The sequence below is a fragment of the Bradyrhizobium sp. LTSP885 genome (assembly GCF_000938305.1).
Lineage (GTDB): Bacteria > Pseudomonadota > Alphaproteobacteria > Rhizobiales > Xanthobacteraceae > Bradyrhizobium.
The window spans coordinates 103,710-128,945 of sequence record NZ_JYMT01000027.1 but is presented as its reverse complement, the minus strand read 5'-3'; the positions used below and the strand labels follow the sequence as shown (position 1 = coordinate 128,945).

The window sequence follows — 25,236 nt, the reverse complement described above, 5'->3', positions numbered from 1 at the left end:
CAGTTTTGCAGTGAAGACAAATGGGCAAAGAAAAACCCCGGCGCCAACGGGCACCGGGGCTTGATGAAAGGCTTGGCCCTCAGGCCCAGGCGCGCTCCTTGAGCTTGGCCTCGTAGGCGTCGATGGACGTCTTCTTTTCCATGGTCAGCCCGATGTCGTCGAGGCCGTTGATCAGGCAGTGCTTGCGGAACTGATCGATCTCGAATTTCACCTTGCCGCCATCAGGACCGCGGATCTCCTGGTTGGGCAGATCGATGGTCAGGGTCGCGTTGGCGCCGCGCTCGGCATCGTCGAACAGTTTATCGAGGTCTTCCTGCGACACGCGGATCGGCAGGATGCCGTTCTTGAAGCAGTTGTTGTAGAAGATGTCCCCGAACGAGGTCGAGATCACGCAGCGGATGCCGAAGTCGAGCAGTGCCCAGGGGGCATGCTCGCGGCTCGAACCACAACCGAAATTGTCGCCGGCGACCAGCACCTTGGTGTTGCGATAGGCCGGCTGGTTGAGCACGAAATCCGGGTTCTCGCTGCCGTCATCCTTGTAACGCTGTTCCGAGAACAGCCCCTTGCCAAGGCCGGTGCGCTTGATGGTCTTCAGGTACTGCTTCGGAATGATCATGTCGGTGTCGACATTGATGATCTTCAGCGGCGCCGCGACGCCTTCCAGCGTGGTGAACTTGTCCATCGATGCACTTCCCGGTCGAAAAATGAGGGATAACGGCGGGATATTTATCGCGAATATGACAGCGGTAAAAGGGTGATTTCTGCAGGGCTGGAGCTGGAAAACGCTCTAGTTACCCGCGTTGGCCTCAATCGCCTCCATATCGGCGTCGGACAGGCCGAAATGGTGGCCGATTTCGTGGATCAGGACGTGGCGGACGATATGGCCCAGGGTCTCGTCGTGCTCGGCCCAGTAATCCAGGATCGGCCGCCGGTAGAGCCAGATCAGGTTGGGCAGCCGGGCCACGTCGCCATGGCTCTGGTGCGGCAGGCCTATGCCGTGGAACAGGCCGAGCAGGTCGAACTCGCTCTGCGCCTCCATGTCGTCGAGCACCTCGTCGGTCGGGAAGTCGTCGACGCGGATGATCAGGCCCTCGCAGAGGGTCCGGAACGTGTCCGGCAGGCGCTCGAAGACCTCGTGCGCCATGGCTTCCATGTCGGCAAGCGAGGGGGCTTTGGCTGTGATCCACATGACACTCCTTTAGCGCGAGTGCCACAGGCCGCGCCAGCGCGGTTGATTTTGGCGGCGCGATGGGAGACCGTGCCGCCCAACAACGCGTTTTGGGTGGTGGGCGCAGATGAAACGGATCGTGGCGGCAACGCTGTTGGCGGCGGCGGCGGCATCAGTCGGGCTCTCGCTTCCGGGGACGGAAGTGCAGGCGCAGTCCGCGAAGGCAGAAGCGCGCCTGGACCAGGCGACATCACCGGCCGCGAGCGACAGGGTCGCACAGCGTCGCCGGCTGCGGCGCGTGCCGATCTACCGGTCCGAACCCGATCATTGGGAACCGGATGTCATTCCGCGCTACAATCCCGGTCCCAACGCGGTGCGTAGCTGCACCGCGACCTATGTGCAGGAGTACCGGCCGAGCGGCACGGTGATCACGCCGCGCATGAACTGCTATTGGCGGCGCGGCTAGTTGTGCTGGCGGGCTAGAGCGGTTTCCGTTCCGATGGAATCGGAACGGAGCTCTAGGTTCTTGTTTTGACGCGTTTTCTTCACGCGAACCGGTATCCACTTCGCTCGAAAACGCTCTAACGTCCGCGTGCCGCTCCGATCAATCCGGCTGCGATGACCATCCCCGACGTTCCATAGACGATCACGGCCATCAGCAGTTGCGTGAGCTGACTCGCCGTTCCCATGCCGCCGCCCGGTCCCTGCGAGGCATGGGCAACATCGGCCAGCAGCAATACTGCAGGGCTCAGCGCGGCGCGCGTCAGCCATTTGCGCTTATCAGATTGTGTCATGGCGATCTCCTTCGGCAGAAGGCACTTCGCAAGATACGACGATAGTCTACGCCGGTTTTACGCGTAGACATGAAAATCTTGCGTGCCGCGCTGGAACCCGATGGCTCGCGCGGTATTCATCAACGTGGCGCAGTCATTCATTCTGCATTCACGTCGTCCGTCATCTCATTGCGATCTGCGTTGCGGCAACGGGGGTCGATTCTATCCGAATCGTCGTTGCCAGACGTGACATCCGGGAATCAAGGAGACGACTCATGAAGATGACGTACGTTCTGGGGCTCGCGGCCGTTGGCGCCGTGCTTGCATTGGCGGCGCCGACCGAGCGCGCATACGCGGTATCACTGGCGAGCCCTGGCGCTGCCGCCACGGTACAGCAGGACGTCAAGCCCGCGACGACCGAGGTGCGCTGGCATCGGCATTGGCATCATCATCATCGCTGGCATCGTCGCCACTGGCGCTGAAGACGCGTCGTTTCAGCGCAGTTCAGACACAGGCCCGTGAGCAGCGGGCCTGTTGCCGTTTTCAGCCATGAAACCGGCAGATTCGCGCGGCCGATATGACGTTCATCGAAATCTGCAGGAGTTGATCATGATGAGATGGATCGGCGTTGCCGTTGTCGCAGGCGTGTTTGCATTGGCAGCACCGGCATCGGCAGCCACGGCGGCGCCAACCAGGCCGCAGGCGGCTGCACAACAACGACATCCGGGCAAGGTGACGGACTTGAGCGCGCAGCGCCGTTATCGTCATTACTATCGTCACCACTATCATTACGGCTACCGGCCGTATGACCGACCCACCTACCGGCCCTATTATCGGTCGTACGATCCCTATTATTACGGGCGGCCCTCCTACTACCGGCCTTATCCGTATGTTTCGCCGGCACCCTTCAGCTTCGGCTTCGGGTTCGGTCCGTTCTGGTGACAGGCGCGCGTTCACATAGCGGCGTCATGTGACAAAGCAAAGAGCGGTTCCGATCAACCGGAACCGCTCTTGCAGCTGATGTATCTGACGTGCGGTCAGGCCGCGCGGATTTTTTCCAGGAATGAACTGACGTCGGTACGTAGCTTGGCCGACTGATGGCTGAGATCGTCGGCGGCCGACAGCACTTGCGTCGCCGCGCTGCCGGTTTCGTTGGCCGCTTCGTTGACGCTACCGACATTGGCCGAGACCTCGCTGGTGCCGCGCGAAACCTCCTGGATGTTCTTCGAGATGTCGCGGGTTGCGGCGCTCTGCTGCTCGACGGCGGCGGAGATCGCGGCCGCGATTTCGCTCATTCGTCCGATGGTTCCGCCGATTGTCTTGATTGCGTCGACCGCATCTCTGGTTTCCTGCTGGATGGCGGCGATCTGCGAGGATATCTCCTCGGTCGCCTTGGCGGTCTGGGTGGCAAGCGTCTTCACTTCATTGGCGACGACCGCAAAGCCCTTGCCGGACTCGCCGGCGCGCGCCGCCTCGATCGTGGCGTTCAGCGCCAGCAGGTTGGTCTGCGAGGCGATGTTCTGGATCAGCGAGACCACTTCGCCGATGCGCTGCGCGGCCGCGGCAAGGCTCTCGACCGTCGTATTGGTGCGATTGGTCTCATCCACCGCCGCTCTTGCGGTCTCGGCGGCTTGCGTCACCTGGCGCGTGATCTCGCTGATCGAGGCATGCAGTTCCTCGGTCGCGACCGCCACTGTCTGGACGTTCGCCGAGGCCTCGTTGGACGCGGTGGCAACGAAGGTCGCCTGCCGGCTGGTCTCCTCGGCGGTCGCCGTCATGCTGCCGGCGGTCGCATGCATCTCGGTCGATGCCGCAGTCAGGGCGTTCAACGCCTCCGACACCTGGCTGTCGAACGTCGATATATGCGTCTCGACGGTGCGCTGCCGGGCTTCCTTGCGCAATTGCTCCTCGCGCTGCTCCGCTTCGAGGCGGCGCGCCGTGATAGCGTTCTGCTTGAACACCAGCAGCGACTTGGCGAGGCCGCCGACCTCGTCGGCGCGATCGTCGCCGACAACGGCGATGTCGAGATTGCCGGCGGCGAGCTTGGTCATTTCCTCGGTCATGCGCGACAGCGGCCGCGCGATCTGGCTGAACGCGATCCAGGCCAGGATGCTGAACGCGCAGAGCAGGCCAGCGGCCGCGCCGAACAGCAGCACCAGGCGGGTCTGGTCGGCGGTGGCGACGCCCTGGTCGCGGGCGGCCTGCATGCCCTTCACGTTGCTGGCGATCAGGTTGGCGCCTGCTTCCATCGCGATCTGACGATGCTTGGCTGCGACATTGCGCGAATAGGCGAAGGCCTCGTCGAGCTTGCCCGCGCTTACCAGTTCGAACACTTTCGCGCTGGCGTCGCGGCGGTCCTTCACGGCGTTGCGTACCGTATCGATGAGCTGGCGCTGTCCGGTATCGGTGGTGATGGCCGCCAGGCGCTCCACGGCTGCAAGCGTCGCATCCGTCGCCTTGTTGTAGCTTTCGATATTGGACGCGATCGCCTTGGTATCGGCGGCGCTGAGGATGACGTTCTTCTCGCTGACCGCCGCGCTGTTGAAATTGCTCTCTGCTTCGAGGCTGTACTGCACGCGGCGGGCGTTGCCATCGACGAGGTCGGACGCGGTCGCCGACAGATGGCTCAGGGCCAGCGAAGCCTGGACGACGATGCCGATCGCGACCAGCGCGATAATGGCTGCGGGCACGGCGATCTTGGCGATAATTGGCAGATTTTGAAACTTAAGGGTCATTTCTGGTCCCACGATAATGGTGCTCGTTCCATCGGCCCACCCGGGCGAACAGCCATGCGCGAGGACGCGATGCCACGGCTAGGCCTGCTGGCCGCGCCATGGAAACGGAAGAAGGTCCTGAATTTTCTGATTGATTATCGGTTAACCTTAGGGACCAACCCTTAGCAAAGGGTTCACGCCAGAGTCGATGGCTCAGGGCGCGTCGACCTGACGCGGGTGTCATACGACGACGGGCGCCATTCGGCGCCCGTTTCGTTAGGTCAAGCCGCGTTGATTTAGTCCCAGTCCTTGACCCGCCAGGGCTTCAGCTTCCACGGCGTCAGGTTTTCCATTCGCCATTGCGTCCATCGGTCCGGCGGCCAATGGCTGAGGCGCGAGGTCTCTTTCACGTCGGGGAGCGGATCGATGATGCGCGGTCCGGCGCGGCGGCGCTTCTGCTGCGTCGCCTCGCGGATCATATCGACGAATTCGGGTTTGTCGGCCACGTCCGGCTCCTCGCGAAAGCTTGTTTCCGCTAGCAGCCAGTGTGCGTGTCAGCCCTTAACGAGCCGTTTCCGGAACGGCTCGAGCTTGAGACAAGAGCGATCGCTTATCGCCACTCCCGCACGTCGACGAAATGTCCGGCAATCGCCGCCGCGGCCGCCATTGCGGGCGATACCAGGTGGGTGCGGCCCTTGAAGCCTTGACGGCCTTCGAAGTTGCGGTTCGAGGTCGAAGCGCAACGCTCTTCCGGCGCCAGCTTGTCCGGGTTCATCGCGAGGCACATCGAGCAACCCGGCTCGCGCCATTCGAAACCGGCCTTGATGAAGATCTTGTCGAGGCCTTCGGCTTCTGCCTGTTCCTTCACGATGCCCGAGCCCGGCACGATCATCGCATCGACGTGAGCGTTGACGGTCTTGCCCTCGGCGATCTTGGCCGCGGCGCGCAGATCCTCGATGCGGCCGTTGGTGCAGGACCCGATGAAGACGCGATCGAGCTTGATGTCCGTGATTTTGGTGCCCGCAGTCAGGCCCATGTATTTCAGCGCGCGATGCTTGGAGAGCCGCTTGGCCTCGTCCGCAATCTTGTCGGGATCGGGCACGAAGCCTGCGATCGATACCACGTCCTCGGGCGAGGTGCCCCAGGTCACGATCGGCGGCAGTTTTGCCGCATCCAGCCGCAGTTCGTGATCGAAATGCGCACCCTGATCGGAACGCAGCGTGTCCCAATAGCGCATCGCAGCGTCCCACGCTTGGCCCTTCGGCGACTTCGGGCGACCCTTCAAAAACTCGAATGCTTTTTCGTCCGGCGCGATCAGGCCGGCACGGGCGCCGCCTTCGATCGACATGTTGCAGACCGTCATGCGGCCTTCCATGCTGAGCGCACGGATCGCCTCGCCGGCATATTCCAGCACGTAGCCGGTGCCGCCGGCGGTGCCGATCTCGCCGATGATCGCCAGGATGATATCCTTGCCGGTGACGCCGTCGGGCAATTTGCCGTCGACGACCGCGCGCATGTTCTTGGCCTTCTTCTGGATCAGTGTCTGCGTCGCCAGCACGTGCTCGACCTCAGATGTGCCGATGCCGTGGGCGAGCGCGCCGAACGCGCCATGCGTCGAGGTGTGGCTGTCACCGCAGACGATCGTCGTGCCGGGCAGCGTAAAGCCCTGCTCCGGGCCGATGACGTGGACGATGCCCTGGCGCTTGTCGAACTCGTTGAAGTACTCGATGCCGAATTCCTTGGCGTTGTCAGCCATTACCCGCATCTGCTCGATGCTTTCAGGATCGGGGTTCGGCTTCGAACGGTCGGTGGTCGGGATGTTGTGGTCGACGACGGCGAGCGTCTTCTCCGGCGCATGCACCTTGCGGCCGGTGGCGCGCAGGCCTTCGAACGCCTGCGGCGAGGTCACCTCGTGCACCAGATGGCGGTCGATGTAGAGCAGGCAGGTGCCGTCCTCGGCTTCGTGGACCAGATGGTCGTTCCAGATCTTGTCGTACAGTGTGGTCGGTTTGGACATGAGCGTCGGCTCCAGAAGAAATTCAGTGGTTGATGGCTTTGAGCGCGATGATGCGCGAGCAGGCGAAAGCGTCCGGGCAGCTTCACGCTGCGGGCGTAAGCTCCGACGTCGCCGACGTCGCAAAGCGTCCGAAGAACCGGCCGGGCAACCGCGAGCGATCGTCGATCACGACGCGCTGGCAGGGCTGGCTTGCTTGATCCGGAACCATTCTAAATTTCTAACACAGGGCTGATGCCCGCGACAATCAATCGATCTGCGGGGCTCTACGGCAGATAGGTATGCCGCAACAAAAAAGCGCGGGCAGGCCCGCGCTTTTGGTCTCATCCTGAAAGGGACGAATTACTCGCCGACAGCCGTCGGGCGGTCCTGCTTCTTCTCGACGATGCGGGCCGACTTGCCGCGCAGATTGCGCAGATAATAGAGCTTGGCGCGACGGACCTTGCCGCGGCGCACAACCTTGATCGAGTCGATCATCGGCGACATCACCGGGAAGACGCGCTCGACGCCTTCGCCATAGGAGATCTTGCGCACGGTGAAGCTCTCGTTGAGGCCCTGGCCGGAGCGGCCGATGCAGACGCCTTCATAGGCCTGCACGCGGGTCCGTTCGCCTTCGACCACCTTGACGTTGACGATCACGGTATCGCCGGGCCCGAATTCCGGGATGTCCTTGGTGGCGGCGAGCTTGTCGAACTGCTCTTTTTCGAGCTGCTGAATGAGGTTCATCGAAATCTCCATCGGCGGCGCGCCCAGCCTGCGCGGGCTGCGCAAACGTCCATCTATCCTGCGCGTATTGTGCGGATTTGGCGGTCGTATAAGGCAAAGCGCAGGGTTTGTCACCCGTCTGTCGTGCTTTTTGTCCCTCGCTGAGCCGCTTTTCTGGCCCAGAGGTCCGGCCGGCGGGATTGGGTCAGGGCCTCAGATTGGGCCAGCCGCCAGGCCGCGACCTTGGCATGGTCGCCCGAAATGAGGATTTCAGGGATCTGACGGCCCTCAAACTCCTGAGGACGGGTGTATTGGGGGTATTCCAGTAGTCCTTCGGAGAAGCTTTCCTCGGTTCCCGAGGCCTGTTTGCCCATCACCCCCGGCAAAAGCCGGACGCAGGCGTCGATCAGCGCCATCGCGGCGATTTCGCCGCCTGATAGCACGTAGTCGCCGATCGAGACCTCCTCGAGGCCACGGGCCTCGATGACCCGCTGGTCGATGCCCTCGAAGCGGCCGCAGACGATCAGGGGGCCGGGTCCTGCCGCGAGGTCCACGACCTGCGATTGGGTCAATGGCCGACCGCGGGGGCTCATCAGGAGGTGCGGGCGATCGGACGCGATGGCCGCCTCATCAATTGCCGCAGCCAGCACATCGGCGCGCAGCACCATCCCGGGACCGCCACCGGCCGGCGTGTCGTCGACGCTACGATGTCTGTCGGTCGCGGAAGCCCTGATGTCACGCGCTTCCAGCGCCCAAAGGCCGCCCGCCAGCGCCTTGCCGGCCAGGCTCACCCCAAGCGGCCCGGGAAACATATCCGGGAACAGGGTCAGCACGGTCGCGCGCCAGGGGGTCGGCTCAGATGTCATGGCCTCTGGTTACGGCACCACGGCCGTCAGGTCGAGGCTCTGCATCATGGCGGCGGCATCCACCGCGCGACGGAAGTCGGCGAGCTTGAACGTCGCAACGTTGATCTTGCGCAAATCCAGCAGGCCTTCTGCGGCCAGTGCCGCAAGCTGGCCCGGCGCCGTCCGGTCGTACATGAACTGCCCAACCACTTCCCAGTCGTTGGCGAGCATCTCGCGGAACGAGAGCTCGAGCGGCGCCTCGGCGCTGCCCATCAGCACCATCCGGCCGCCGCGCCGAAGCGCGCGCAAGGTCGACAGCGTGGTCGACGTGCTCTTGGCGGCGCCGAGCAGATCGAGTGCGACATCCGCAGCTCCGCCGGCGGCGCGGCGGATGATCGGGAGATCGCTCGCGGCATCGCCAGTGACGGCGGCAGGAACGACGCGCGGGCCGAAAGCATCGCGCAGTTGTTCGAGCGCCGCCTGCTTGCGTCCGACCGCAACGACACGGCCTGCGCCCATCGCGACCGCGAGCATTACCGCACCCGAACCGAAATAGCCGGTCGCACCGTTGATGATGATGGTGTGGCCACCGCGCAGGCCGGAGCGCTGCAGTCCGCCGAACGGCACGATCAGCTTTGCCAGTCCGATCAGTTCGGTCGCCGGCTTGTCGTCGAGATTGGCAAGCGGTGTGACGCAGGCCGCCGGCCAATGCGCGATCTCTGCGAACACGCCGTCGCGCCAGCGCGTCTGCAATGCCAGCGCCTCTGGTGTCGTCGCCATTGCGGTGAGGCCGATCAGGATCTGCGGCGGATCGCGATCCGGTACGTCACCGCGCAGGTGCGGGCTGAGGAAGACACGATCGCCGTTCCGGACGTGCGTGACGTTCTCGCCCGCAGCGACGACGCGCGCGATCGCGTTGGTGCCCGGCACGAACGGCATCGGCGGCAGGCTGTAGGGCACCGATCCCGACAGCACCTTTCCCGTGTAGGACAGCACCATGCCGGCTTCGATCCTGACCACGACGCCATCTGACGCGGGCCTGGGCGTTTCAACGTCGTCGAAGCGGAGATCGTTATGCGCGTGCAGTCGCCAGGCCTTGTGGGTGCTTGTCATCGTCTTGCTTTCGCGTTGGTCGTCCCGGCAAGGGAAATGTGACCCGGGACTCTTCGTCGCGGATGTATGTATTCCGAAGCCGGGACCACGCCAGCCTGCCGGCGCAATTTGGTGCGATGGCCGTCAGGCGCCGGCGCTAGCTTCATCGGCGAGATGCCGCGCCAGCGCGATGGCAAGCGGGCAGATCGCAAGCGCCGTGATCGCCGTCGCGGCGGTCGCCAGGGTCGGGCCGAGCGTGTCGCCGAGCAGGCCATAGATTACCGGTGCGATCGCACCCGATCCGATGGTGCCGGTGTAGAACAGCGCGAAGGCACGCTCAGTCTGGTGAGGCGGCGTGAGCTCGGGCACCGTGCCATAGAGCACGGAGGATGTGCCGTTAAGCATCACGCCGAGCAACGGCAGCAGGACGATCGCGGGGGTGAGCGGGAGTGCGAGCACCGCAACGATCAGCACCGCCGTTCCGCCTTCGGTGATGAGTACGGTGCGCAGGGTGCCGACCCGTTCGCCGAGCCAGCCGCAGGTGAACTTGCCGGCCGCGCCGCCGATGAAGACCAGCGCCAGCGCGAAGCCGTTGGTCGGCAGCGATGCGCCTTTGTCGCGCAGCAGGAACGGCAGGAAGGTGAGGAAGCCCATCCTGACGGCGGTGTCGAGGATTCCGATTGCTAGCAGCCAGCGAAAGCCGCGCCCGCCTACGCTCGCGCGACTCGACGCTGTCTTCGACCTCTGTGAGCTTCCCTTGCCGACCGACGGCATCCACAGCGCAATGCAGATCGCGACGAGCAAGCCCGCGACGGCCAGCAAAAGCAGCGTGTGCCGCCATGACATGATCACCAGCAGGACCGAGGTCAGTGCAGGGATCGCGGCCTTTCCGAGATCGCCGGTGAAATTGTAGATGCCGAGCGGCCCCCGCGCCGCGCTGCCATAGGCGCGCGACACGGCGGCGGATGCGATCGGGTGCTGGGTGCTCGAGCCGGCGCCGGACAACGCCAGCGCCAGGCCCAATCCGATGACGCCGCCGGACAGCCCGGCAAGGAAATAGCCGAGTGCCGAGAGCGCCGTGCCTGCGATCAGGATGATCTTGCCGTCGATCCGCTCGGCGATGCGCCCGACCGGGATCTGCAGCCCGGCCATGGTGCCGGCATACAGCCCGCGCAGCAGGGCGAGCAGCCCATAACTCAGGGCGAATTCAGTCTGCCAGACCGGCAGCAGCACGTAGATCAGGTCGGTATAGCCGTCGTGGAGCGCGTGGTTCAGGCCGGTAACCGTCAGCGTGCGCGCCGCCCGGGCGCGATCGGATTGGGGCGCGTCGGCTACTGTAGACTCGCTCATTGCTGCCGTCCGGAGGCAGTAAATCTGAAGATGGGATTGCGGTGCATCGGCCTCGAGCCTTGAAAAAGAAAGCAAAGTGAATGCCTTGGAGCCATTATGCTCCCTGGATATTCCTGTCACAAATCAGTAATAATCGGATCATGCGTTAGAAAATCTGGCATATTGGGTCATGTTCGTCCCGCGTCGCAGCCTGCCGCCGCTCAATGCGGTCCGTACCTTTGAAGCCGCCGCGCGCCTTGGCAGCTTCAAGGAAGCCGCTGCCGAACTCAGCGTCACCCATGGCGCCGTCAGTCAGCAGATCCGCCTGCTGGAGGAGTGGTTGGGGGCGCCATCGCTGTTTCGGCGATCGGTCCGGCGCGTGGTGCTCACGCCGGCAGGCGCAGCGCTGCTGGCGGAGTTCGGTCCTGCGCTCGATCGGATCTCGGCTGCCGTGCAGCAGCACCGGGAGCGGCACGGCGATGCGCCGGTGGCCGTGTTGCGCGTCAATGCGCTCGCAACATTCAGCCTGCGCTGGTTGTTGCCGCGAATGAGCCGGTTTCGGGCCGAGCATCCCGACATCGAGGTGCGTCTGAGCACGTCGAACGATCCGGTCGATGCGCTGCCTGATCCATTCGATGTGGTGATCCGCGGCGGCCCCGACACCTTTCACGGCTTCTCATCGCGCTTCCTGGTCTCGGAGCGCCGGCTGCCGGTCTGCAGCCCGTCGTTATCAGCGCAATTGCCGCTGACCGACGTCACCGATCTGTCCAGGCATACGCTGCTGCACGTGACGTCGATGCCGCGGCTGTGGCGCGACTGGCTCGCGGAGGCCGGGCAATCCGCATTGGAGCCGGCGGCGTCACTGACATTCGATCATTTCTATCTGACCATTCAGGCGGCGCTCGACGGTCTCGGCGTCGCGATGGGGCCGACGGCGCTGATATCAGACGATCTCGCGGCCGGGCGTCTGGTGACGCCGTTTCCGAACGTTAGCCTGCCGGCGCGGAGCTACTTCGCCTATTTTCCGGCAGGCCGCAGCGGCGATCCGCATAGCGCGGTGTTCTGCGACTGGCTCGAGCAGCAGGGCCGGATGATGGTTTGAACGGCGGTCCTTCGATCAGGCCGCCGACGGATCGTCGCCGTCGACTTCCTGCGGCAACTCGATCACCACGCGGCCGCCGGCGAGATCGACTGATGGCACCACGGCATTGGTGAATGGCAGCAGCATCGTCGCGCCCTGCGGCGGGGCGATCTCGATGATGTTGCCGGCGCCGAAATTATGGATCGCGATCACCTTGCCGAGCGGCTGATCCGCCGTCGTCACCGCGGCAAGCCCGATCAAATCGGTGTGGTAATATTCGCCGTCATCGGTCTCAGGCAGCCGATCGCGCGGAATGTAGAGTTCGAGGCCGTTGAGCCGTTCGGCATCTTCGCGCGTGGCGACGCCCTTCAGCGTCGCCACTAGATGATCCTTGGCTTGGCGCGCATGCGTCACTTCGAACTGCCGCGCGCCGTCCTTGGTCGTCAGCGGGCCGTAATCCTTCACGGCCAGCGGATCTTCGGTGAAAGTCCAAAGCCTGACGGCGCCGCGCACGCCATGCGCAGCGCCGATCCGAGCGACGCAAATCGGTGCTGCGACCATCACGCTCCGCTAACGCTTACTTCTTGGCGGCGGCTTCGGCGTTGGCCTTGCGCTCCTTGCGCGGCACGGCCTTTTCCGGATTGTTGCGTGCGGGGCGCTTCACGACACCGGCGGCGTCGAGGAAACGGGTGACGCGATCCGACGGCTGCGCGCCCTTGGCGAGCCAGGCCTTCACCTTGTCCATGTCGACCTTCAGGCGGGCCTCGTTGTCCTTCGGCAACAGCGGATTGAAGTGGCCGAGACGCTCGATGAAGCGGCCATCGCGCGGGAAACGCGAGTCGGCGACGACGACGTGATAGACCGGACGCTTCTTGGTGCCTGCGCGCGCGAGGCGGATAACGACTGACATAGAGTTCTCCTTCAAAGTACGGTTTGTTCGGTTGACTGGTATTCCGCGCCGCGCGGGATCCTTGTGATCCGTTGCGGCGAATTCCTCATTTCTTCTTGCCCGGGAAGCCACCGAGGCCCGGCAGCATCGGCTTGCCGCTGAGGCCTGTGAGCCCCGGCACATTCGGCAAGCCGCCACGCAGGCCGGCGGGAAGATCCTTCGGCAGGTTCGGCAGTCCACCGCCGCCACCCTGCATCTTGTCGGCGAGCGCTTTCATCTCGTCGGCCGAGGGCGGCTTCATGCCGCCGCCAAAGCCCATCGCCTGCGCGATGCCGGCCAGCGGGCCGCGCTTGCCCGAACCCATGGCCTTCATCATGTCGGCCATGTTCCGGTGCATCTTCAGGAGTTTGTTGACCTGCTCGACGCTCTGGCCGGCGCCGGCAGCGATGCGCTTCTTGCGGCTGGCCTTCAGGACATCGGGATTCTTGCGTTCCTGCCGCGTCATCGAATCGATGACCGCGACCTGGCGCTTGATGATCTTGTCGTCGATGCCGGCAGCCGCGATCTGGTTCTTCATCTTGGCGATGCCGGGCATCATGCCCATCAGGCCGCCGATGCCGCCCATATTCGCCATCTGCTGCAGCTGTTCGCGCATGTCGTTGAGGTCGAACTGACCCTTGCGCATCCGCTCGGCGGTGCGTGCGGCCTTTTCGGCGTCGATGTTTGCCGCTGCGCGTTCGACCAGCGACACCACGTCGCCCATGCCGAGGATACGGCCGGCGATGCGGCTTGGATGGAAGTCTTCCAGCGCATCGGTCTTTTCGCCGGTGCCGAGCAGCTTGATCGGCTTGCCGGTGACCGCGCGCATCGACAGCGCAGCGCCGCCGCGGCCATCGCCGTCCACGCGTGTCAGCACGATGCCGGTCAGCCCGACGCGCTCATCGAACGCGCGCGCGAGATTGACCGCGTCCTGGCCGGTCAGGGAGTCAGCGACCAACAGCACTTCGTGTGGATTGGCAGCGGCTTTGATCTCGGCCGCCTCCTTCATCATCTCTTCGTCGAGCGTGGTGCGGCCGGCGGTATCGAGCAGCACGACGTCGTAGCCGCCGAGCTTGCCGGCCTCGATCGCCCGCCGGGCGATCTGCGGCGGCATCTGGCCTGCGACGATCGGCAGCGTCGGAATGTCGAGGTCGCGGCCAAGGACGGCGAGCTGTTCCATCGCCGCCGGGCGATAGACGTCGAGCGAGGCCATCAGCACCTTGCGCTTGTCACGCTGGACCAGGCGCCGGGCGAGCTTCGCGGTGGTGGTGGTTTTGCCGGAGCCTTGCAAACCGACCATCATGATCGGAACCGGCGGCACCGAATTGATATCGATGGTCTGGCTGTCCGAGCCGAGCGTGGCGACAAGCTCGTCATGGACGATCTTGACCACCATCTGGCCCGGCGTGACCGACTTGACGACGGTGGCGCCGATCGCCTGCTCACGGACCCGGTCGATGAAACTCTGGACCACCTCGAGCGCGACGTCGGCTTCGAGCAGCGCGCGGCGCACCTCGCGCATCGCGGCATCGACGTCCTTTTCGGTCAGCGCACCGCGCCCCGTCAGACGATCGAGAATGCCACCAAGCCGTTCCGACAGATTGTCGAACAATGCCGTTGTCCCTTTTTCACCTCTCCCCGCAAGAGCGGGGTGAGGGAGAAGCAAATCCAAACACTTTCGCGCCCGAGGGCGCATAGCGCTGTCGGGCGTTGGCCTCCGGTCTCCAGGACCGGGCGGCGGGTCGAAAAGACGGATCTTTCCGAGGAAGTGGCGGGGTTAAACGCTGCCGAGCGGGCAAAGTCAAGGAAAGTTGGCCGCGCCCGACTCGTATCTGGCGGTAAGGCACTGAAAATACAGCATTTTCTTGCGTTGGTTCCGAATTCGTCCTCACCCCCCATATAGGCGGGGCCTTCCGCTCGTCATCTCGGAACCCGCTTGCCGATCACCCGCCGCCGCATTCTCGCTTTGCTGACCGGAGCCGCCGCGGCGATCGGCGTTCCGTCGATCTGGATGTCATCAATGAAAACCTATGACGGCCCTGTCTCCGACCATTTCGATGGCCTGCGCTTCTTCGATCCGGACGGCTCGCCGCCGAAGTCGCTCGGCGAGGTGCTGCGCTGGCAATTCGGTGGCGGCCGCAAGCGCGCGACCTGGCCGGACCGGGTGCCGAGCCCCTATGCCGACACGCCACCGCCGCGTGTCGAGGGCGCCAAAGTACGGTTTTCCTTCGTCGGGCACGCCAGCTGGCTGATTCAAACCGCCGGCCTCAATATCCTCGTCGACCCCGTGTGGTCGACCCGCGCCTCGCCGTTCAGCTTTGCCGGGCCGAAGCGGCACAATGATCCCGGCATTGCTTTCGAGAAATTGCCCAAGATCGATGTCGTGCTGGTGTCGCACGGCCATTACGACCACCTCGATATCGCGACGCTCTCGAAGCTTGCCGAGACGTTCGCGCCGCGTGTGATTACGCCACTCGGCAACGACATCACGATGCGCGCGGCGGATGCCGCAATCAAAGCCGAGGCGTTCGACTGGCATCAGCGCATCGATCTCGGCAACGAGCTCGCGGTGACGCTGGTGCCGACGCGGCACTGGTCGGCGCGCGGCCTGTACGACCGCAACAAGGCGCTGTGGGCGAGCTTCGTGCTGGAGACGTCGGCCGGCAAGCTCTACATCGTCTGCGATTCCGGCTATGGCGACGGCGGGCATTTTCGCCGCGTCGCCGAAGCGCACGGCCCGCTGCGGCTCGCGATCCTGCCGATCGGCGCCTACGAGCCGCGCTGGTTCATGCGCGACCAGCACATGAATCCGGAAGACGCCGTGAAGGCGCTCGCCGATTGCGGCGCGCAGCAGGCGCTGGCGCACCATCACGGCACGTTCCAGCTCACCGATGAGGCTGTTGACGCGCCGGTGATCGCACTCGGCGAGGCGTTGGATGCGGCAAAACTGCCGCGCGAAAAGTTCGCGACGTTGAAGCCCGGGCAAGTGTTCGAGATTTGATGTCGTCCCGGGCAAGCGAAGCGCGACCCGGGACCCATAACCACGACCGTCAATTGTTGTGCAACGCTGGGCCCCCAGCTTGCTTGAATGACTCAACCCTGTGGTTATGGGTCCCTGCTTTCGCAGGGACGACGCCAGTTATTTTTCCTTGATCGCCCAGGAGACATTCACCGTGACCGAGAGCGTCTCTTCGCCCTGCGCGACCGGCGTCGGCGCGGCAAATGTGGCCGTGGCCATCTTGGCGCGGAACATCGGCATCGGGGCCGAACCGGCTTCCGAAATGCTCAAGGGCGCTCCGAGCGCCACGCCCGCGGCCCTGGCATAGATCTCGGCCTTGCGGCGGGCGTCGGCGATCGCCTTTTCACGCGCGTCGTCGAGCAGTTTCGAGGCCTGCGACACCAGGAAATTGATCCCGCCGATATCGTTGGCGCCGGCGCCGACCAGCACATCGATAACAGCCCCAACCTTGGTGACATCGTGCAACTTGATCGTGACGCGGTTGCTCGCGTGATAGCCGACAATGCTGGGCGGTGCATTCGGGGACGTTGGGGCACGGTTGGCGAATTGCGGCTGCAATGACAGCCGCGAGGTCTGATAATCCTTCTCCGCGAGCCCCGCGCCCTTCAGCGCGGCCAGCACCTTGCCCATCGTCACATTGTTGGCGTCGGCGGCTTCGCGCGCAGTCTTGGCGTCCGTGGTGACGCCTGCGTCGAGTTGTGCCTCGTCGGGCGGCGCCGAGACGCTGGCTTCACCGGTGACCGAAATCGCCGGCGGAAAGTCGGTCTCGGCCAGAGCAGGCGCGGCCAGCAGAGCAGTTGCAACGAGGGCGGCAGCGAAGGGGACGCGATAGGTCATCTGGCTCACTTCAAGGGGACGTAGACGTTGATCACAAGCTTGTCTTCGGCAGTCTTCAGGGGGTCGGTGATGTATTCCTCGATGAAGGTGTCCTTGGCTTCGAGCTTCTTGTCGTCGAGGTGATTGGTGATCGCCTCATAGGTGTTGTCCATGTTGTCGTAGGAGCCGCGATGGACGAACTTCAACGCCTTGCCGTCCGGCGAGTTGCCCATGCTCATGCCCTTGCCGAGGTTCTTCACGTCCTGGTCGACCGGATATTCGGCGATGAAGGTGAAGCCGGTGTCGTCGGTCGACGTATAGACGATCATCGGATTGCCTGATGGCTTGACGCTCTCCTTGCCGAGCTGCGCGGTGAGCTGCTTGAACGCCTCGATCAGGGCATCGAAGGCCGCATCCCAATTGGCATTGCCCTTCAGCATGACGACCTTTTTCGGCTCCAGCGTGATGGGCTCGCCGAAGGGGTCAGCGGTCTGCACCGGTGCGGCAGGTGGCGGGGTCTGCGACGCGGCGGGGCTGTCGGCCGGTGACTTGGTCTCGGCCGGCGGCGGGACCGGGGTCACCGGCGCCGGGACCGGGGTCGCCGACGGTGCGGGGCTCGCTGCGGGCGCAGGCGAGGCGGTCGGCGACTGGGCGGCGGCCGGGCTGGTCAGCGCGATCGCGGCCAAAGGGAGCAGCGCGACCAGGGCCGCGCGGAACGTGCTGATTCGGTTCATTCGGTAATCTCCATCCCCATCGCCACGCGGCCGCTCGATCTGTCCCGGCATACGGTCCGCAAGGTGCAATATTCCTAACACGCAAGTTCCGCTTTCGTCCCATGACAGATGCGTCATGGCGGCATTCAGACTGTTGTTCTGACGCGTTTTCTTCACGCGAACCGGGGGGCCACTTCGCTTGAAAACGCTATGGACTGGCCAACCCGCCATCACTCGCCATATAACCGGGCGGAAGTTGGGAAATTCCATGAGCACGCTCGCCAACCATGCCTTTGCCAAGATGAACGGCATCGGCAACGAGATCGTCGTCGTCGACCTGCGCGATTCCAAAGCGCAGGTTTCGGCAGCGGAGGCGCGCGCGGTGGCCTCGCCCGCCGGCGTGCCCTACGACCAGCTCATGGTGCTGCAGCCGCCGCGGCTCGATGGCACCGAGGCCTTCATCAAGATCTACAACAATGACGGCTCGGAAGCCGGCGCCTGCGGCAACGGCATGCGCTGTGTGGTGCGCCGCCTGTTCGAGACAACCGGTCAGACCACGGCGACCTTCGAGACCCGCGCCGGCCTGCTCAATTGCTGGCAGGGGCCGGCGCCGGGTCTCTACACGGTCGACATGGGGGCACCGAAGTTCGGCTGGCAGGACATCCCGCTCGCCGAGGAATTCCGCGACACCCGCTATATCGAGCTGCAGGTCGGGCCAATCGACAATCCGGTGCTGCACTCGCCGTCGGTGGTCAGCATGGGCAATCCGCATGCGATCTTCTGGGTCGAGGACATCAATGCCTACGACCTCGAGCGCTTCGGGCCGCTGCTGGAAAATCATCCGATCTTTCCGGAACGCGCCAACATCACGCTCGCCCATATCGTCGATCGCGACCACATCACGATGCGCACCTGGGAGCGCGGCGCGGGCCTGACCAGGGCCTGCGGGTCGGCGGCCTGCGCGACCGCGGTCGCCGCCGCGCGGCTGAAGCGCGCCAACCGCATCGTCGAGATCACGCTGCCCGGCGGCAAGCTCGGCCTCGAGTGGCGCGAGCGCGACGATCACGTGCTGATGACCGGCACCGCCGAATTCGAATATGAAGGTCGCTTCGACCCGGCGCTGTTCGCCACAGCATGATCCGGAAAAGTGTGAAGCGGTTTTCCGAAAAGATCATGCTAAAAAAGGGAGCTAAAGCGCGATGATGATTCATGAAATCTCATCGCGCTTTAGCGTCGCCTGACCGCCAAGGGATCGGTCATGGGCGTCGAGATTGTCACTTTTGGCTGCCGCCTCAATGCGTTCGAATCCGAGGTGATCCGCCGCGAGGCCGAGCAGGCCGGCTTGACTGAGACCATCGTCATCAACAGCTGCGCCGTCACCAACGAGGCGGTGGCGCAGGCCCGGCAATCGATCCGCAAGCTGAAGCGCGAGCGTCCCGCCGCGCGCATCGTCGTCACCGGCTGCGCCGCGCAGACCCAAGCCGGGATGTTTGCCGAGATGGCCGAGGTCGATCGCGTGCTCGGCAATGACGAGAAGATGCGCGGCGACGCCTGGCGCGAGACCCGCGCGGCGTTCGATGCGCCCTTCGGCATCGGCAACAGCGAGAAAGTCGCGGTCGCCGATATCATGGCGGTGACCGAGATGGCGCCGCATCTGCTCGACGGATTCGCGCGCGGCCTGCCGCGGGTGTTCGTGCAGGTGCAGAACGGCTGCGATCATCGCTGCACCTTCTGCATCATCCCGTATGGCCGCGGCAATTCGCGCTCGGTGCCGATGGGGGCGGTGGTCGATCAGGTTCGTACCCTGGTCGAACGCGGCCATGCCGAGATCGTGCTGACCGGCGTCGATCTCACCAGCTACGGCGCCGACCTGCCGGGCGCGCCGAAGCTCGGCCAGTTGACGAGGCAGATCCTGCGGCACGTGCCCGAGTTGAAGCGACTGCGCATCTCATCGATCGATTCGATCGAGGCCGACCGCGATCTGCTCGACGTGATCGCCGACGACATCAGGCTGATGCCGCATCTGCACCTGTCGCTGCAGTCCGGCGACGACATGATCCTCAAGCGAATGAAACGCCGGCATTCGCGTAAGCATGCGATCGATTTCTGCGCGCAGCTGCGCCGGCTGCGGCCGGACATCGCCTTCGGCGCCGACATCATCGCGGGCTTTCCGACTGAGACCGAAGAGATGTTCGCTCGCTCGCTCGATCTGGTCGCGGAATGCGATCTCACCTTCCTGCATGTGTTCCCCTATTCGAAGCGTCCGGGAACGCCGGCCGCGCGGATGCCGCAGGTCGAAGGTGGCGCGATCAAGGAACGTGCGAGGCGTCTGCGCGCGGCAGGCGAAGCCGCGCTGCAACGGCGGCTCGTGGCGGAGGTCGGCGCCGTCAGAGAGGTGCTGATCGAGAGCGACATGCAGGGCCGTACCGAGCATTTCCTGCCCGTTGCGATCAGTGAAGAGATCCCAGGCACCGTGCGACCGTTCACCGTGACCGGCCATGACGGCGCGCGTCTGATCGGATCGGTCGACGCAGTGAGGTGAGCACGCCTAGGCGGACGCCTCGTCCGCAACTTCCATTGAAGTGATTCGCGATCTTGTGGCACTCACGAAAGCCATTGCCATTAGCCATTGACGCGTTCTGGCAACCTTCTCCAAGGAGAGCAATGGGCGAGCTTTTACCGCATTCGCTTCGGCGCTTTGTCCGCATGGATAAGCACCCGTCTCCCCGGATTCCTATCCAACTTGTAATCTCTTTTCTCGAACCAACTTGCCGTCGCCAGCCACCCATGGAAGCGAACACTACGATGCTGGATTTTGTGAACCTTGGGCCGCCCCAGCCTCAACCTATGACGGCGGGTTCTAAAGGAGAAACGGCCATGAAAACGCTGACAAAATTGACGCTTGTCATTGCAGTTTTGACAACCGGGCTGGCTTCGAGCGCCAGCGCTTCGACCCACGGCGAGTCAATGTACCGCGACACCATCCGTCCGCACGGACATGCGCGTAGCGACGCGGTCTACAATACAGCCGTCAACGCTTGCTACGCAGCATCTGGCGAGAGCCGGACGGCAGTCCATGACATCCCCGCCTTTAAGAGCTGCATGCTCTCGCGCGGTTGGCACTTCGAATATACAAACGTCGTTCAGGATCCGCCGAGCGCGGCGGAGCAAGCGGTGGCGCAGCGCTCCTACACTGGCCCGAGTGTCAATATTTCGATAGGCGGCGGCGATAACGAGGCTGCTGACACGGCGACCGAGAATAATGATTGGGCCGCTCAGCAAGAGCAGAGCGCGATGGATGCTGCGAACGCGGGCTATGCTCAGGATGCCGCAACCGCAGCTGCGAACGTGACGGCGGCGGCAACCTTCGACGCGCAGATGACCGTCGGCAATTAGTTCCGCTCCAGCCCATCGTTGAGGCCGCGTCAGTTAGCGGCCTCCGACCGGGTGACCCAGTAAGCCGCGGCTTCTCGGCTCAATCACCGCTGCCTCTCGAATACTGGATCGCTGGTGAATATTTCAATGCCCGCCCGGCTTCGGCGGTTGCGCCGTGCGAACCTGCCAGAACCTCAGCAGCCGGTCGGCGTTGTCGCGCGTGATCTTCGCGAACTGGCCCTTGGCCTTGGCCAGTTCGGCTGGCGCCATCGCGCCCGTCGAATAGCGACATTCCATAATCGCGGCCGTTGTCTCCCAGGTCAGTCCGGCACCTCGGCAGGGCACCAGCAGACCTTCGCCGTGGAGGCTTTGCATCAGGGGGCGGATCACCTCGACGCTCGATCGCGCCAGATGCGCCAGCGCAACGACGGTCTCTTCGTATTTTCGCTGCCTGGCGAAGCCAAGCAACGCCGCTTCATTCAGTTCGCCGCTGTCCTTGAGCTTCGCGACGTGACGTCTGGCTGCGGTAAAGTCGCGGACCCGCGACATGTCGCGCTCGACGCCGGCGGCGACCGCGGCGATCGCGTGGCGAATCTCCTCGAACAGATGCGCAGGCGCGCGTTCCAGCAACCGGCTGCGAACCTCTTCGGTCGCATCGTGCAGGAGCTGAAGGCGGAGCTCGGACGGCAGGTCTGCGCGGACGCCGGTCTCGACCGCCAGATCAGGGTCGTACTCGGCCTGGGCGAGGATGACCACAAACCCGCTCGCCGACACCTTGGCGCCGGGATTGCTGACCACCCGGCGGCTCACGCTCGCAAAGCGACGTGCCAGCAGCGCGTCGGTGACGGTCTCCTTCAACCACCAGCGGCCGGCCACGGCGAGCAGATGCTGCTCGCTCTTGGTCTGCGCAATCTCGATCAGATCCTCTGCGCTCAGGCGCGATGATTCCTGCAGGATTGGCCGTGCGATCCGGATCTCGTCATTCCGCGCCAGCCGGCGAACGATTGTGGGCGGCGCCTGCTTGACCGGCGCAAGCTGTTCGCTGATCTCGGCGAGCGCCATCCGGGCGCTGATGTCGGCAAGAGCGCGGAGCTCGATGGTCTTGACCAGTCGCTCCAGCACATTGTCGAACAGCTCGATCTGTTCGCTGTTGAAGCCGCCGGCGGATGCGAGGAAAAGGTCGGTGACGCGCTTGGCCGTCGCTATGCATTTTTCGGCCGAACCGCCGCGGATCGCTGTTTCGACCTCATCGACAATGGCCTGCCCGACATGATGCATTGCTCGTCCTGAGCCCGTCCCGGTGCGCTTGTTCTAAGCCAGCTTGCAGGTCTACCGGATGGCCCTGAACGTTCCGTAAAGGATAACGGACCGTAATTTCCCGGATATCGGAGCGTTTTCGAGCGAAGTGGGCACCGGTTCGCGTGAAGAAAACGCGTCAAAACAGGAATCTACTCGCCGTTCCAGCCGCAGGCCCGCAGCCGGTCCTGCATGTGCTGCGGCACCGGTGCGACCACGCGCACCGGATCCTTGTTCCTGGAGATCGGGATTCCGATCTCGCGGGAGTGCAGATGCAGGGTTGGCTCGCCGAAGCGCGGACCGTTGCCATAGATATTGTCGCCGACGATCGGCCAGCCGGTGGCAGACGAATGCACGCGGAGCTGATGGGTGCGGCCGGTGACCGGCTCCATCGCGAGCCAGGTGAGGTCTTGCGTGAGGATTTGGCCGCGCCCGAGGACCTTCCAGTTGGTGACGGCCTTCTGCCCATCCGGGTCCGGCTTCTGCCACCAGCCGCGTTCGGCGTTGAGCCGGCCGAGCGGCATGTCGATGGTGCCTTCATCCTCAGTGGGGCCGCCCTCGACCACCGTCCAGTAGGTCTTCGAAATCCTGCCGTGCTTGAACAGCAGCCCGAGCGAGGCGGTCGCCTTGCGGTGGCGTCCCAACACCAGGCAGCCCGAAGTATCCTTGTCGAGCCGATGCGCCAGCACGGGCGGCCGCGGCAGTCCGAACCGCAACGCGTCGAACGATGCTTCCAGATTGGCGCCGCCCTTGGGGCCGCGATGCACCGGCAGTCCGGCCGGCTTGTCGATCACCAGCATCAGCCCGTCGCGGTGGAGCACGCGCGCCTGGATGTCTTCCGCGGACAATTGGGGAACATCGATCAATTCGTCGAGACTTTCGTTTGGGAAGCGAAACGGCTAACACACGCGCGCCATGAACGATACCATTGCGGGAACTCCCAAACTGAGCTGGTGGCAACGGCTGACCGGCGGCCTGAAGCGGACCTCCGGGGCGCTGGGGACGGCGGTTGCCGATCTCGTCACCAAGCGCAAGCTCGATCGCGCTATGCTCGATGATATCGAGGATGTGCTGCTGCGCGCCGATCTCGGCACCGAGGTCTCGGCGCGTATCGCGGATGCGGTCGGCAAGGGCCGCTACGACAAGGCGATCTCCGCCGACGAGGTCAAGGCCGTGGTCGCGACCGAGGTCGAGAAGGTGCTGGCGCCGGTGGCGAAGCCGCTGGAGATCGATGCGTCGAAGAAGCCGTTCGTCATCCTCGTCGTCGGCGTCAACGGCTCCGGCAAGACCACCACGATCGGCAAGCTCGCCGCGAAACTCTCCGCCGAGGGCCGCAAGGTGATGCTCGCCGCCGGCGACACGTTTCGCGCCGCGGCGATCGAGCAGCTCAAGGTGTGGGGCGAGCGCACCAAGTCGCCGGTCATATCAGCTGCCCAAGGTTCGGACTCCGCAAGCCTCGCCTTCGGTGCGCTGACCGCGGCGAAGGAGCAGCAGCGCGATGTGCTGCTGATCGACACGGCGGGCCGCTTGCAGAACAAGACCGAGCTGATGAACGAGCTCGAGAAGGTCGTGCGCGTCATCAAGAAGGTCGATGCGTCGGCGCCGCATGCGGTGCTGCTCGTGCTCGACGCCACGGTGGGACAAAATGCGCTGTCGCAGGTCGAGGCATTCCGTCGTACGGCAGGTGTCACCGGCCTCGTGATGACCAAGCTCGACGGCACCGCGCGCGGTGGCATCCTGGTCGCGCTGTCGGAGAAGCATAAACTGCCGGTGCACTTCATCGGCGTCGGCGAGAGTGTCGAGGATCTTGCGCCATTCGCCGCGAAAGATTTTGCCAAGGCGATTGCCGGGATCGAGGATTGATGGACAAGACCCAGCCGCATCCGCTGTTCAAGCTTGCAACCGAGCTCGGGCCGTTGCTCGTGTTCTTCATCGCCAACGCAAAGTTTCATTTGTTCGTTGCAACCGGCGCATTCATGGTCGCCATCGTCGTTGCGATGATCGCGTCCTATGTGGTGACCAAGCACGTCCCGATCATGGCGCTGGTCACCGGCGCGGTCGTGCTCGTGTTCGGCACGCTGACGCTGGTGCTGCATGACGAGACCTTCATCAAGGTCAAGCCGACCATCATCTACAGCCTGTTCGCGGCCGTGCTCGGCGGCGGGCTGTTGTTCAACCGCTCCTTCATTGCCGTCGTGTTCGACCAGATGTTCAATCTGACGCCGCAGGGCTGGCGTGTCCTCACCCTGCGCTGGGCGCTGTTCTTCGCCGGCATGGCAGTTCTGAACGAGATCGTCTGGCGTACGCAGACGACGGATTTCTGGGTCAACTTCAAGGTGTTCGGCGTGACGCCGCTGACCATGATCTTCGCCATCGCCCAGATGCCGCTGACCAAGCGCTATCACCTCGAGCCGGCCTCGCTGGAGGCAAGCGAGGCGGAGGCGGGTGATGTTCGGAACCACTAGCTAGAGGTCGAACGCCGTCCGCCGCCGGCTACTTTGCATGGGGTTGTTTTCGATATTTTGGCAACGCGGTCTTATCTTTTTGTTTGAGCATGATCTTTTCGGAAAACCGCTGCACACTTTTCCGGATCATGCTCTAGCTCCCCGCCGCGAGCGCCTTTTCGATCTCGGCCTTGAGCACGCTGTTGACGTTGTCAGGCGTCACCGGGCCGACCAGCTTGTAGACGATCTTGCCCTCGCGCCCGACGACGAAGGTCTCGGGCACGCCGTAGACGCCCCACTCGATCGAGGCGCGGCCGTTGCCGTCGACGCCGACGAGGCCGAACGGATTGCCGTAGCGGCCGAGGAAGCGTCGCGCATTGTCGGGCGCGTCCTTGTAGTTGATGCCGATGATCTGGAAGCGCTTGTCCTTGCCGAGCTCGGTGAACAGCGGCGCCTCGTCGTGGCAGGGCACGCACCAGGACGCCCAGACATTGACCACGCTGACCTTGCCCTTGAACATTGCGGGGTCGAGCCCCGGCACTTGCGTGCCGTCCTTCACCAGCCCGTCGAGTGCTGGCAGCGCGGTCTGCGGCGCCGGCCGGCCGATCAGCGCCGACGGGATTCGCGAGGGATCGCCGCCATAGAGCCGCAGCAGGAACAGCCCCGCGAGCCCAGCGAAGACGATCAGCGGCAGCACCAGCAGCCAGCGGCGGCCCTGCGGCGGAGGATTTGTCGCCTGTTCACTCATCGGATATCCGCCGCACTGCGGCCGGAGCGGCGGGTGACGCCGCTGGCCTCGATTTCCCTTAAGCGCGCCTGCTGCCGGCGGTAGTCCGCGATGATCCAGACGATCAAGAGCACCACCACCGCCGTCACCAGCGCGTAGGATGTCACGATGAAGGAAGCGTAAGGGCCAAGCGACAT

General features: G+C 64.2%; 30 protein-coding genes. 11 read left to right on the top strand and 19 right to left on the bottom strand.

The window, feature by feature from the left end:
- Window positions 1-79 precede the first annotated feature (79 nt).
- Entirely contained in the window at window positions 80-682 is a 603-nt protein-coding gene (gene leuD, locus UP09_RS18290) for a 3-isopropylmalate dehydratase small subunit (protein ID WP_044539642.1), read from the bottom strand.
- Between the two features lie 105 nt (window positions 683-787).
- A complete protein-coding gene (locus tag UP09_RS18285) occupies window positions 788-1,189 on the bottom strand; it encodes a metallopeptidase family protein (protein WP_044539641.1) in 402 nt (133 codons plus the stop codon).
- 106 nt (window positions 1,190-1,295) lie between these two features.
- Between UP09_RS18285 and UP09_RS18280 the strand changes: the two genes are divergently transcribed.
- The gene (locus tag UP09_RS18280) at window positions 1,296-1,634 is read left to right on the top strand and encodes a hypothetical protein (RefSeq protein ID WP_044539640.1); all 339 of its coding nucleotides are present in this window, start codon (window positions 1,296-1,298) and stop codon (window positions 1,632-1,634) included.
- Between the two features lie 115 nt (window positions 1,635-1,749).
- On the opposite strand, the gene UP09_RS18275 is transcribed toward UP09_RS18280, so the two are convergent.
- Window positions 1,750-1,962: a hypothetical protein gene (locus UP09_RS18275; RefSeq protein WP_044539639.1), complete on the bottom strand. Its 213-nt coding sequence runs from the start codon at window positions 1,960-1,962 to the stop codon at window positions 1,750-1,752.
- A 254-nt stretch (window positions 1,963-2,216) separates the two neighbouring features.
- Here UP09_RS18275 and UP09_RS18270 point away from each other — a divergent pair, with 254 nt between their 5' ends.
- Complete coding sequence (locus UP09_RS18270) at window positions 2,217-2,423, top strand: hypothetical protein (RefSeq protein ID WP_044539638.1); 207 nt, start codon at window positions 2,217-2,219, stop codon at window positions 2,421-2,423.
- Between the two features lie 127 nt (window positions 2,424-2,550).
- Window positions 2,551-2,883 (top strand): hypothetical protein, encoded by a 333-nt coding sequence (locus UP09_RS18265; protein ID WP_197082693.1) that lies wholly within the window; start codon window positions 2,551-2,553, stop codon window positions 2,881-2,883.
- A 95-nt stretch (window positions 2,884-2,978) separates the two neighbouring features.
- Here UP09_RS18265 and UP09_RS18260 read toward each other — a convergent pair whose 3' ends face one another.
- The 3 genes from UP09_RS18260 to leuC all read right to left on the bottom strand — a co-directional run bounded on the left by UP09_RS18260 (window position 2,979) and on the right by leuC (window position 6,672).
- A complete protein-coding gene (locus UP09_RS18260) occupies window positions 2,979-4,676 on the bottom strand; it encodes a methyl-accepting chemotaxis protein (protein WP_044539637.1) in 1,698 nt (565 codons plus the stop codon).
- Window positions 4,677-4,951: 275 nt separating this feature from the next.
- Complete coding sequence (locus tag UP09_RS18255; RefSeq protein WP_044539636.1) at window positions 4,952-5,161, bottom strand: hypothetical protein; 210 nt, start codon at window positions 5,159-5,161, stop codon at window positions 4,952-4,954.
- A gap of 104 nt (window positions 5,162-5,265) precedes the next feature.
- A complete protein-coding gene (leuC, locus tag UP09_RS18250; protein ID WP_044539634.1) occupies window positions 5,266-6,672 on the bottom strand; it encodes a 3-isopropylmalate dehydratase large subunit in 1,407 nt (468 codons plus the stop codon).
- Window positions 6,673-6,704: 32 nt separating this feature from the next.
- Between leuC and UP09_RS38175 the strand changes: the two genes are divergently transcribed.
- On the top strand, window positions 6,705-6,869 hold the full coding sequence (locus tag UP09_RS38175; protein ID WP_197082692.1) for a hypothetical protein: 165 nt from the start codon (window positions 6,705-6,707) through the stop codon (window positions 6,867-6,869).
- Between the two features lie 142 nt (window positions 6,870-7,011).
- On the opposite strand, the gene rplS is transcribed toward UP09_RS38175, so the two are convergent.
- The 4 genes from rplS to UP09_RS18230 form a co-directional block, all read right to left on the bottom strand.
- Entirely contained in the window at window positions 7,012-7,395 is a 384-nt protein-coding gene (gene rplS / locus UP09_RS18245; RefSeq protein ID WP_044539666.1) for a 50S ribosomal protein L19, read from the bottom strand.
- A gap of 110 nt (window positions 7,396-7,505) precedes the next feature.
- On the bottom strand, window positions 7,506-8,240 hold the full coding sequence (gene trmD / locus UP09_RS18240) for a tRNA (guanosine(37)-N1)-methyltransferase TrmD (protein ID WP_044539633.1): 735 nt from the start codon (window positions 8,238-8,240) through the stop codon (window positions 7,506-7,508).
- Between the two features lie 9 nt (window positions 8,241-8,249).
- A complete protein-coding gene (locus tag UP09_RS18235) occupies window positions 8,250-9,332 on the bottom strand; it encodes a zinc-binding dehydrogenase (RefSeq protein ID WP_044539632.1) in 1,083 nt (360 codons plus the stop codon).
- A 123-nt stretch (window positions 9,333-9,455) separates the two neighbouring features.
- Complete coding sequence (locus UP09_RS18230; RefSeq protein ID WP_044539631.1) at window positions 9,456-10,661, bottom strand: MFS transporter; 1,206 nt, start codon at window positions 10,659-10,661, stop codon at window positions 9,456-9,458.
- A gap of 169 nt (window positions 10,662-10,830) precedes the next feature.
- On the opposite strand from UP09_RS18230, the gene gcvA reads away from it, so the two are divergent.
- Window positions 10,831-11,742 carry a transcriptional regulator GcvA gene (gcvA, locus tag UP09_RS18225; RefSeq protein WP_044539630.1) on the top strand — a complete coding sequence of 304 codons (912 nt, stop codon included), beginning with the start codon at window positions 10,831-10,833 and terminating at the stop codon, window positions 11,740-11,742.
- A 15-nt stretch (window positions 11,743-11,757) separates the two neighbouring features.
- Here the strand turns inward: gcvA and rimM are convergent, their stop codons facing one another.
- The 3 genes from rimM to ffh all read right to left on the bottom strand — a co-directional run bounded on the left by rimM (window position 11,758) and on the right by ffh (window position 14,261).
- Complete coding sequence (rimM, locus tag UP09_RS18220) at window positions 11,758-12,282, bottom strand: ribosome maturation factor RimM (protein ID WP_044539629.1); 525 nt, start codon at window positions 12,280-12,282, stop codon at window positions 11,758-11,760.
- A gap of 16 nt (window positions 12,283-12,298) precedes the next feature.
- Window positions 12,299-12,631 (bottom strand): 30S ribosomal protein S16, encoded by a 333-nt coding sequence (gene rpsP / locus UP09_RS18215; protein ID WP_044539628.1) that lies wholly within the window; start codon window positions 12,629-12,631, stop codon window positions 12,299-12,301.
- Between the two features lie 85 nt (window positions 12,632-12,716).
- The gene (ffh, locus tag UP09_RS18210; protein WP_044539627.1) at window positions 12,717-14,261 is read right to left on the bottom strand and encodes a signal recognition particle protein; all 1,545 of its coding nucleotides are present in this window, start codon (window positions 14,259-14,261) and stop codon (window positions 12,717-12,719) included.
- 324 nt (window positions 14,262-14,585) lie between these two features.
- Between ffh and UP09_RS18205 the strand changes: the two genes are divergently transcribed.
- A complete protein-coding gene (locus UP09_RS18205) occupies window positions 14,586-15,650 on the top strand; it encodes an MBL fold metallo-hydrolase (RefSeq protein WP_044539626.1) in 1,065 nt (354 codons plus the stop codon).
- Window positions 15,651-15,788: 138 nt separating this feature from the next.
- On the opposite strand, the gene UP09_RS18200 is transcribed toward UP09_RS18205, so the two are convergent.
- Together UP09_RS18200 and UP09_RS18195 are read right to left on the bottom strand one after the other, a co-directional pair.
- The gene (locus tag UP09_RS18200; protein ID WP_044539665.1) at window positions 15,789-16,505 is read right to left on the bottom strand and encodes an SIMPL domain-containing protein; all 717 of its coding nucleotides are present in this window, start codon (window positions 16,503-16,505) and stop codon (window positions 15,789-15,791) included.
- Window positions 16,506-16,510: 5 nt separating this feature from the next.
- A complete protein-coding gene (locus UP09_RS18195) occupies window positions 16,511-17,218 on the bottom strand; it encodes a GyrI-like domain-containing protein (protein WP_044539625.1) in 708 nt (235 codons plus the stop codon).
- Window positions 17,219-17,465: 247 nt separating this feature from the next.
- On the opposite strand from UP09_RS18195, the gene dapF reads away from it, so the two are divergent.
- From dapF to UP09_RS37685, 3 genes are all read left to right on the top strand, one after another.
- A complete protein-coding gene (gene dapF / locus UP09_RS18190) occupies window positions 17,466-18,335 on the top strand; it encodes a diaminopimelate epimerase (RefSeq protein ID WP_044539624.1) in 870 nt (289 codons plus the stop codon).
- Window positions 18,336-18,455: 120 nt separating this feature from the next.
- Window positions 18,456-19,739 carry a tRNA (N(6)-L-threonylcarbamoyladenosine(37)-C(2))-methylthiotransferase MtaB gene (gene mtaB / locus UP09_RS18185; RefSeq protein WP_044539623.1) on the top strand — a complete coding sequence of 428 codons (1,284 nt, stop codon included), beginning with the start codon at window positions 18,456-18,458 and terminating at the stop codon, window positions 19,737-19,739.
- Between the two features lie 335 nt (window positions 19,740-20,074).
- Window positions 20,075-20,593 (top strand): hypothetical protein, encoded by a 519-nt coding sequence (locus UP09_RS37685; RefSeq protein WP_156164657.1) that lies wholly within the window; start codon window positions 20,075-20,077, stop codon window positions 20,591-20,593.
- 123 nt (window positions 20,594-20,716) lie between these two features.
- Here the strand turns inward: UP09_RS37685 and UP09_RS18175 are convergent, their stop codons facing one another.
- Both UP09_RS18175 and UP09_RS18170 read right to left on the bottom strand, forming a co-directional pair.
- On the bottom strand, window positions 20,717-21,850 hold the full coding sequence (locus UP09_RS18175) for a DUF2336 domain-containing protein (RefSeq protein WP_044539621.1): 1,134 nt from the start codon (window positions 21,848-21,850) through the stop codon (window positions 20,717-20,719).
- A gap of 170 nt (window positions 21,851-22,020) precedes the next feature.
- On the bottom strand, window positions 22,021-22,734 hold the full coding sequence (locus tag UP09_RS18170; protein ID WP_044539620.1) for an RluA family pseudouridine synthase: 714 nt from the start codon (window positions 22,732-22,734) through the stop codon (window positions 22,021-22,023).
- 49 nt (window positions 22,735-22,783) lie between these two features.
- Between UP09_RS18170 and ftsY the strand changes: the two genes are divergently transcribed.
- Both ftsY and UP09_RS18160 read left to right on the top strand, forming a co-directional pair.
- The gene (ftsY, locus tag UP09_RS18165) at window positions 22,784-23,731 is read left to right on the top strand and encodes a signal recognition particle-docking protein FtsY (protein WP_044539619.1); all 948 of its coding nucleotides are present in this window, start codon (window positions 22,784-22,786) and stop codon (window positions 23,729-23,731) included.
- The gene (locus UP09_RS18160) at window positions 23,731-24,333 is read left to right on the top strand and encodes a septation protein A (RefSeq protein ID WP_044539618.1); all 603 of its coding nucleotides are present in this window, start codon (window positions 23,731-23,733) and stop codon (window positions 24,331-24,333) included. The genes ftsY and UP09_RS18160 overlap by 1 nt, the downstream gene beginning before the upstream one ends.
- A 133-nt stretch (window positions 24,334-24,466) precedes the next feature.
- On the opposite strand, the gene UP09_RS18155 is transcribed toward UP09_RS18160, so the two are convergent.
- Both UP09_RS18155 and ccmD read right to left on the bottom strand, forming a co-directional pair.
- Window positions 24,467-25,060, bottom strand: coding sequence for a DsbE family thiol:disulfide interchange protein (locus UP09_RS18155; RefSeq protein WP_044539617.1), 594 nt, complete (start codon window positions 25,058-25,060; stop codon window positions 24,467-24,469).
- Entirely contained in the window at window positions 25,057-25,236 is a 180-nt protein-coding gene (ccmD, locus tag UP09_RS18150) for a heme exporter protein CcmD (protein WP_044539616.1), read from the bottom strand. The genes UP09_RS18155 and ccmD overlap by 4 nt, the downstream gene beginning before the upstream one ends.